The sequence below is a fragment of the Mesorhizobium tianshanense genome (assembly GCF_007830515.1).
Lineage (GTDB): Bacteria > Pseudomonadota > Alphaproteobacteria > Rhizobiales > Rhizobiaceae > Mesorhizobium > Mesorhizobium tianshanense.
In genome coordinates this window covers 1-9,290 of sequence record NZ_VLKT01000116.1, presented here as the reverse complement: position 1 = coordinate 9,290, position 9,290 = coordinate 1, and the positions used below count along the sequence as shown (strand labels likewise).

The following is a 9,290-nucleotide window of genomic DNA, read 5'->3' as shown; positions in this document are numbered from 1 at the left end:
AGGCCAGATACCAGCGAATGCAAAGCAAGATCACAGATTGGTCGAAATGGCGGCCTTTGAACATCTCAACTCTCCGGGGAACACCGGAGCCCAATGCCATGCGCCTCGTTACCAAAAACTTTGCAACACATCCGCCTCAGAGCGTGGGGCATGAACGTCGCCAAACGGCGCGGTATGGCTCGAGCCCGAGTTGCTGTTGCCCGCAAGCTCGCTGTCATTCTGCATCGCATGTGGAGTGATGCAACAGAATTCCGCTTCGGCAAGGCACCCGGCCGCGTATCGGCATGAAATAGGGATAACGGACCAACGAAGGAGGAGTTGATTCCGCCCGAAAGGGCGTGATCCGGATCGTTCCCGTGGGGACGATGGGCAAGGTGATCTCGTTAGCAGGCACGATCCTGGGCCGAACTCTCCCAAGGTCGTTCAACAGATTGAGACGCCTCGCTCTACTGACCCCATCATGCGGCGGCCTAACGTCGACCGCGAAGAGAAGCGAGTGACCCGCGGGGCGACATGGTCCGGAAAAATATCAGGAGGAGCTTGACCTCAACGACCCCAATCAGAGAAGCCTGCTAGATTAGGTGCGCATGGTTTAGCAGCTGACACGATTAAAGCTCGGGCCAGTTGGCGAGGAGGTGAAGAATTGTCGCCTCCATGGAGGTGCGACGCTCATAGAAGTTAGCTTCTCTATGTCAGAAGCCCGACAAAAATCTGCCCGTAACGGGCAGGCAGAAGCGGCCGGGAACAGGCAAACTATTGCATTCACACCATTTTTTGGCTCGGTATGGCCTTTGCTCTCTAACCGGAGACGTATACCGAGGAGCAGAGCCGTGCGATGTCTGTATCGATGATCTCCTTGAGGGCCTCGCTATCACGAGGTTCTTCTCCCAACTTTTGGGCGGGGCTGAGCGGGGAGAGCGCCTTCGTCCCGGCCGATCCCACCATGACCGCCCACTTGCAGTCAACGAGACAGGGCCTGCGCCACCGGCCCGCTCTGAGGGCAAGGCAATTCCCATGATGAGCTTAGGTGTGCATTCCGAGGTCGCCCGGCTGCGAGAAGTACTGGTGCACCGGCCAGGCCTTAGCCTTCACCGTCTCACACCGCGGAACTGCAAGGGCCTTCTTTTCGACGACGTGCTTTGGGCGGAGCGTGCCGGGCAGGAGCACGACATGTTCGTGAGGGCCCTGCGCGATCGTGGCGTGTTGGTTCAATCCTTCGACGAACTGCTTTCTGCAACGGTGGCCTTGCCCGAAGCGCGCCGTTGGCTCCTCGACCGTCGCGTTCAACCTTCCGCTGTCGGGCAAGACATGGTCGATGAACTGCGAAACTGGCTCGGCGCAATTTCTTCTGATCAACTCGCGACCTATCTGGTCAGCGGGATTTTGGCTTCTGAACTGCCGTTCAAGCCGCGCAGCCTAACGGGGCAAACGCTGGAGCCGGAGGATTTCGTCCTCCCGTCATTGCCGAACCAGGTTTTCACACGTGACAGCTCCTGTTGGATCTACGGTGGTGTCTCGGTCAACGCTATGTATTGGCCCGCAAGACAGCCGGAAGCTGCGAATGTCGAGGTGGTCTACCGGTTCCATCCGCGGTTTCGGGAGGCCAGCTTCACTTACTTGGGGCCGGATGGAGCAGACCCCGCCTCCAGTCTCGAGGGCGGTGATGTGATGCCGGTCGGCGGCGGTGTTGTGCTGATTGGAATGGGTGAACGAACCACACCCCAGGCAGTTGAGGCTCTGGCGCGACGCTTGTTCACGACGAAGGATGTGACGCACGTCATCGCGGCACTGATGCCGCGGACTCGCCGCTCTATGCATCTTGACACGATCTTCACCTTCTGTGACCGCGACCTTGTGACGATCCACCCGCAGGTCATTGAGCTACTCAAGACGTTTTCGTTGCGACCGAACAATGCTGAGGGTGTGCTCGATGTCACCAAGGAGACTAGACCTTTCTTATCGGTAGTGGCCGAGGCGCTGGGATTGAAGGCTCTCCGCACTGTCGAGACCGGTGGTGACAGCTTCGCGGCCGAGCGGGAGCAATGGAATGCCGCTAATAATGTGGTCGCTGTCGAGCCGGGCGTGGTGATTGCCTACGAACGCAACGTACATACGAACACGCTATTGAGGCGCGCCGGCGTGAAAGTGATCACGGTCGATGGTGCTGAACTCAGCCGTGGCCGTGGCGGCGGACGCTGCATGACTTGCCCACTTGTGCGCGATCCGATCTGACCGAAGGCACTTTGACATCGACCCGCCAGGCACAGCAAGACCATCCGCGAACTCGCGATTTCCGCCTCAACGGGATCGCTGACCGAATGACCCGCGCGGTTGCTGCGGCATACTCCCGCGCACTCACTAACCTGATCGGAGTCTTTTCCGTGGTAGCACGCTCAGAATTTTCGGTTCAGGCCCCTTCTGCGGTGGTTATGGTCCGCCCGCACCGTTTCACGGTCAATACTGAAACTGCGGCCGACAATCGCTTTCAAATATCGAATGTTGATGCTGGTGATCTGTCGCCGCTCGCCTATGCGGAGATCACCCGCGCCGCTGAGCTGCTCCAAGAGCAGGGTATAACGGTGCATTTGTTCGAGGACGAGGACAGCGACGCTCCGGATTCAGTGTTTCCGAACAACTGGTTTTCAACTCACGCTGGCGGTTACGTGGCGATCTACCCGATGAAGGCCTTGAGCCGCCGACGTGAGCGCCGGAGTGATATTATTGACATGCTGAAGAGCCGATACAGAGTGCAAGAGGTGATCGACTATTCTGGCCTTGAGCCGGACGGCCTCTTCTTGGAAGGTACCGGTTCGATGGTGCTCGATCATATTGATCGGGTCGCCTATGCAGTGATATCTGAGCGCACCGATCCAATCGCGCTTGAAAGGTTCTGTGCCCAGTTCAGTTTTGAGCCGGTGCTGTTCTCGGCGAAGGACCCCAGTGGGTTGGACATCTATCATACGAACGTTCTGATGTGCGTCGCGACCGATTTCGCCATGATCGGGCTGGACATGATCACTGACTCGGAGAGACGGCGCGAAATTGTCCATCGGCTGGAACGCACCGGACGCCGGGTAATCGGGCTCACCAACGCACAGATTGAGAAGTTTGCAGGCAATGCGATTGAGCTCCTGGGCGGGAACGGGCGTATCTTGTCTCTGTCGACGACCGCACTGTTGGCATTGACCAAGGATCAGATTGACATGATTAGCGTGAGCGCGCGGCTGCTGCCGCTAGCAATTCCTACCGTCGAGCGAGCCGGCGGTTCCGTGCGATGCACCATCGCCGGCGTACACCTCACGCCTCGGGATTAGAAGCGGACCGGCCACTGCGGACCAACCCGCGGGGACAGGAAGACGCTTCATCGCACGCGCGATCTTCTTGTTCGCCAGCGCACGATCGCGTGAAATCACTGCCCACGATCAGCGAAATGCGCACATTGTAGCGACGCTGGGCCTTCCGAAAGTCCAAAAGCTCATCGCGCTCGTCAAAGAAATACGATCGAACGCTTTGAACGTCTCATGCGGCGCCGGGCTGTCGCCAAAGACTTCAACAACGATTGCCGCAGGAGAATTGCCCAAGGTGTCCCATGGCTATGTCTTCGATGCCGACGGCAAGCAATACATAGATGGGTCCGGGGGCCTGCCGTTTACGTCTTTTTGAATCCGCTAGGGCGAGACGATTGCCCTCGCCCACCACGGGCACGGCAGACCCTTTTCATTGACGCTGTGTGCGGCGTCGGCGAAAGCGGATCTGGCAAATCCACCATCGCCCGCACGATCATCGGCCTTCAGCCGGCTGTTAGCGGCAGCCGGCAGGCAGTGGCACCCTGATTTCCGGCACCTGCCGGGGAAGCGCAGCAACCGCGCCGTCACTTTACACCACTCCAAGAGACGCGATCCGCGATGGTCAGGGGCCCAACGCCAAAGCCATGCTGCTGTACGCGACGCAGAAGACCTCCCTTGCGTATTCGAATTGCTCGACAGTTTCGTGATGATGGCGCGGCGAGCGTCGGTAGCGACGCCGTCCAGTGCGGCGTGAGGGCCGACCCCTTACATGACCAATCTAGGCTAATTCGCCTGCGGCAAAAACTTAAGTTGCTTACCCAACGCCGTCTTCAGAACCGGAAGGCGCGGGAGCGACCTGGATAGACTGCACCATGAGCGGCATGGGCCGCGGGGCAGGGAATACGGCCACTGAGCAGCTTCTACCGCTTCTCACGCGCCTCGAACCATCCAAGGAACGGGCACTCCTCGAGCACGTCTTGCGTCACTTCGATCCGCTTCGCAAACGGTATGGCTGGGGCAGCAGCGCGGCATATCAATTCGCGGGCTCAAACTTCATCCATCCGTCCTATGTTCAAAAGCTTTGTGAAGGCGGGGCTTTGTCTGACGCCGCAATCATCAGGCGCCTTTCGGACCTTCCCGCCGATGAACGGATGAGTTTTGCCAATGACAAGCTGTCAGCGCTGATGGCGCAGGACATCGCCTGATCTCAGATATCTCTGTCGAGGTGCCCCTTTTTCCCAATTTGGAGGAAGCCATGACCCTGCCAAATGCGGTAGTGAAACCATCGGTCCTTCCGTCCGATCCACGGTTTTCATCAGGCCCTTGCCGCAAACATCCCGGCTGGAGCGTGCACCCAACTATGCTGCGCTATGTTGGACGGAGTCACCGAAGCTCCGAGGGAGCAGAACGGCTCGGAGAAGTAATCCGACGCATGGCCTCTTTGCTAGAGCTGCCTGATAGCTGGCTCTGCGGAATCGTTCCCGGTTCAGGTACTGGGGCCTGCAGCATGGCCCTACAAAATCTACTCGGTCCGACTCCAGTCGAGACATTCTTGTCAGACAACTTCTCGCAGTATTGGGCAAATGAGATCGATACGTTGGGGCTTGCTCCCCAAAGGCGGCACATCTGTGATTACGGAGATTTTCCGGACACGAGCAGGATCGACGGGGATGTCACATTAACGAGAAATACTACTATCTACTCGTCAAGCGCAAAAGTTTCGGGCAAAAGAAATCAAAGGGTTAGGGCGTCAAGAATCGGCGCGGCGCGATGGAAAAAGCTCTTTACTGAGTTAATGTGACATCCCCCCCTTCAAGCAACAGGTGGTCGCAATCCGAACTAGGTCGACGGAACTGGGATCGGCATCTGAGCCCTGGAATCGAGCCTGCCCAAGCCGGACGCGAATTGCTCGAGGACAAAATTTGACACATGGGCTAGCCCCTCGAAGCGGCCCGGCGCCTGCACGTCAGACAATCTCTCGATTGTAGCTAAGGAGCCAAAGTGATGGAGACTGTTACGCTTGCTCAACAGGAGATCCTCAGACTATTGATCTGACCGGCCCCCCTTCGGCAGGATCTGCGGGATGAAGCCCTTCGACGGCCAGTCTGTTTCTCTCAAGGGCCCACCTGTAAGCCTGGAGCCACCCGATCGGACCACAGACGCGCGCCACAAAAACGATGTCGGGCTTCCGTCGAATCGATGGCGTGCTTCCGAAAACACCAAACCTCGACCATTCGACGGAAATTAGGCGTGCCTGCGTTTGGAAATGGAATCATAGATCGTGAAGCTTTCTGCCCCGTCAGGCTATCGGACCAGGGGACTTGATCTGCGCGACCGACCAAATCAGGCAGCGTCTGACGCGGGAGCAGATTGCCGGGATTTCCGCTTTAGTCAGCAGTACATCAGCGGCCCGAGAAGGGTCGCCGGTATCCGACAATTGTCACGATTAACGAGCTGGCATTAGGGCGTGGCGCCCGACAAGTAGGTCTCGCATCACCGGCATCGGCCGCCGGCGGCTTTATCGAAGCCGTCATCAACTCCCCGCACACGGGTGAGCGCTTTCGTTCTTCCGCTCTTCAAGCAAGCTTTGCACCGTTTGTGGCACGCTGATTGCTATGAGACTGGAGCATCCGCAGGACCATGGCGGTCCCTCGGCCGCGCCGCCCAACACAGACACATAGCTTGTTCAACTTATGCCATTCACTGCCATAGATGCTGCACTATTAGGAGCGGTTCCGCCAAAACACTTCGCGTCAGTCGAGACGCTGCTGTCGTTCGTCGCGCAAGGCTGCCAGCTCAACTCAATCAGCATTCAGCACGGAACTGTCGAGCAGCTTCTGACCGGTGCGGCAGGCCGGACGGGGCGCCTTGGATGGAAGCAGATCATGCCGTTCGATGGATTGGCTGAGGGATGAAAATGGTACGTCGACCTCCTCCGATGCGCACAGATGCTTGCGAGCCAAGCGGGGATGGTAGACTGCAAGCTACAACACGGCCAATTTGTTCTAGCGTTATTGTCGGCGGCGGCACGCTGGCGATCAGCTGTGCGCAGCTGGCTATGAAAATGGGCCACGATATTCGCGCGGTGCTAAGTGCCGATGCGACATTCGCTAACTGGACGGATCGTGCCAATCTCCCATGCCTGTCAAGCGTTGAAGAGCTGTCGAGCTTCCTCAAGAGCGAGCCGGTGGAGTGGCTCTTTTCCGTTGCCAATCCGTTCATCTTGCCGGCCGATGTGTTGGGACGGATCAGTCAAGGTGCTTTCAACTGTCATGACGGTCCCTTGCCGCGCTACGCCGGAACTCACGCGACGTCTTGGGCGCTGCTGGCGCAAGAGAGCGAGCATGCCATAACTTGGCATTATATCGATGATGGGTTTAATCCAGGTGACATAGCGGTTCAGCGCCAAGTGCTGGTTGCGCCTACCGAAACGGCGCTGACCCTGAACCTCAAATGCTATGAAGCCGCCGTCGAGGGCTTCCGCGAGCTGCTGGGTGGCTTGGCGGGGGGCAAGCTCACTACCCGTCCAATGCCACCGGAAGACAGGAGCTATTTTCCCAGCCGCCAGCGGCCAGATGCGGCAGGTATTCTGCGCTGGGATCGATCCGCGCAAGATCTGTCGGCGATGGCGCGGGCCTTAGATTTTGGGCCGTTTTACCCCAATCCGATGTGTTTGTGCAAGGCGCTGGCAGGGCAAGAGGTTGTCGCCGTCAGACGCTTGGAGATGCTGCCTTGCCGCTCCGGCCTTGCGGCAGGCCGCCTGCTTGAAATCCATCCGGGTCACTGGCGTGTGGCGACGGGTACGCACGATGTAGAGGTCTGGTTTGGCAGCTTGGACGGTGAGCCGCTGGAGGCACAAGCACTCGCCAGCCGCAATGATCTGGCTGAAGGCGATGCCCTTCCTGTCCTCAGCGACGATCAGGCGCGTTGCCTGACAGCCATCCACGAAGAAATAGCGTCTTCGGAGGCTTTTTGGGGACGACGGCTTGAGCAGTTCAAAACTGTGCAGCTGCCTTACCTGTCGTCCGGCACAGCAAAAGCGCCGCCGGCCTGGCAGTCGAGTTCCTGGCAAGTGTCGAATGCCCTGGCGGAGCTTCCCCCTGCCGATCGGGTGGAAGACCTGCTAACGGCATGGCTGATCTATCTGGCCCTCGTTTCGGGCCAGATAGATCTTCAACTGGGATGGAGGCCCGCGCCGAAACCGGCGCGAGCCAGGGTGAAGGCGGCGGGGGCCGTTATCGCTTCCGCCGTGCCAATGGAAGTCACCCTCGATCTCGCATGGGACTTCAAGCAAACACGCAAGGCAGTCGCGGCCGAGATCGCCCATCTCAGCAAGCACGACAGCTTTGCGCGCGATCTTGTCGGTCGGTCTCCGCCATTGCGCGATATCGAGGCGCTGCGGTCGCAACGGCCCTGGCCGGTTGGTGTGGCGATTGCGGGACAAAACAGTTCTGTTGGTCCCAACTCAGCTTCGACCGGAAGATTCGAGGCAGCGCTGGCGGGCGAGCTGGTGACATTCGAGGTTTGCGCCATCGACGGCCGCTTTCGGTGGCATTTCGATGCCAATCGATTGGCCCCGGAGCAGATCGATCGCATGACCCGGCATTTGGAGACCTTGTTGGCTGATGTGGTTGCCGATGCCGGGCAGCCGGTCGGCCGCATCGAGCTGCTGTCGCCCGAGGAGCGGACTTACCTTTTGGAGGAGCTGAACCGGACGGAAGCGGACTATCCGTCGCACAAGTGCATCCACGAGCTGTTCGAGGCGCAGGTGCGTCAGGGGCCCGACAGGGTGGCGCTGGTGCATGAGGCCGAAGCGCTGAGCTATGGCGAGCTCAACGCCCGCGCCAACCGGCTGGCCCACCATCTGATCGGGCTTGGGGTGAAGCCCGGGGATCGCATTGCGACACTACTGGACCGCTCCGTCACGCTTGTGGTGGCGCAGTTGGCCATTCTGAAGACGGGCGCGGTTTATGTGCCGATCGATCGCGCTGTTCCACTCGCGCGACAAGAATGGCTGATGGCTGATTGTGCTGCACGCCTGGTTCTTAGCGAGAGTAAGGGGGTTGATCTCGCCGAGGTGACGGTTCCTGTTGTGCCTATTGAGCCGTTAGCGGCCGATGCAGAACTGAGCACCGATCCTGGGCTGAGATTGAGCGCCGAAGATGCCGCTTACGTGATGTACACTTCCGGCTCGACCGGCCTTCCTAAGGGAGTTGTTGTTCCTCACCGTGCTGTCAACCGGCTCGCGATCAATAATGAATATTTGACAATCGATGCCGGCGACCGTGTAGCCTGGGCGGGCAATCCCGCCTTCGACGCAAGCACATTTGAAGTGTGGGCGCCGCTGCTTAACGGTGGCTGCGTGGTTGTAATGAATGCCACTACCGTCTTAGATGCATCGAGTTTTTCCAAGGCGCTCGAACGTCAGAAAGTGACATCCCTGTTTCTGACAACAGCGTTATTCAACCAGTATACGTCATCGATTGCCCCGACGTTATCACGACTTAAATACCTCCTTTGTGGAGGCGAGCGGAATGACCCCTCCGCCTTCCTAAGGTTGCAGAGAGAAGAAGGCCCTGTACGTCTCATTCACTGCTATGGTCCGACCGAGACGACGACATTTGCGGCTACCTATACTGTGGGTCCAATGCAGGAGAAGGCTCTAAATGTCCCGATCGGCCGTCCGATATCGAACACGCGGCTTTATCTGCTGGACGCTCATGGCGCGCCGGTTCCGTTCGGGGCGGTGGGCGAGCTCTATATCGGCGGGGCGGGCGTGGCGCGCGGCTATCTGAACCGGCCTGATCTGACGGCTGAGCGCTTCATTGCCAGCCCGTTTGTGGCTGGCGATCGTCTGTACCGCACCGGCGATCTGGCGCGCTATCTGCCGGACGGCAATCTGGAGTTCTTGGGCCGCAACGACGAGCAGGTCAAGATCCGCGGCTTCCGCATCGAGCCGGGCGAGATTGCGGCGCGGCTTGTCGAGCACGAATGGGTGCGCGA

Annotated in this window: 5 protein-coding genes and 1 pseudogene; all 6 read left to right on the top strand. The window is 58.9% G+C overall.

All coding sequences use genetic code 11. The features are described from left to right. Positions 1-135: 135 nt before the first annotated feature. Positions 136-288 (top strand): annotated as a pseudogene (locus IQ26_RS38245) (IS110 family transposase); the annotation flags it as partial. A 726-nt stretch (positions 289-1,014) separates the two neighbouring features. Continuing rightward, positions 1,015-2,232 (top strand): arginine deiminase, encoded by a 1,218-nt coding sequence (locus IQ26_RS38240; RefSeq protein ID WP_145723495.1) that lies wholly within the window; start codon positions 1,015-1,017, stop codon positions 2,230-2,232. Positions 2,233-2,429: 197 nt separating this feature from the next. Continuing rightward, complete coding sequence (ctlX, locus tag IQ26_RS38235; protein ID WP_162458195.1) at positions 2,430-3,314, top strand: citrulline utilization hydrolase CtlX; 885 nt, start codon at positions 2,430-2,432, stop codon at positions 3,312-3,314. A 67-nt stretch (positions 3,315-3,381) separates the two neighbouring features. Then, a complete protein-coding gene (locus IQ26_RS38230; RefSeq protein ID WP_145723493.1) occupies positions 3,382-3,663 on the top strand; it encodes a hypothetical protein in 282 nt (93 codons plus the stop codon). 496 nt (positions 3,664-4,159) lie between these two features. Then, positions 4,160-4,492, top strand: a complete 333-nt coding sequence (locus IQ26_RS38220) for a hypothetical protein (RefSeq protein WP_208760313.1) — start codon at positions 4,160-4,162, stop codon at positions 4,490-4,492. A gap of 1,859 nt (positions 4,493-6,351) precedes the next feature. Further along, on the top strand, positions 6,352-9,290 hold a 2,939-nt coding region (locus IQ26_RS38205; RefSeq protein ID WP_162458194.1), incomplete at its 3' end, for an amino acid adenylation domain-containing protein.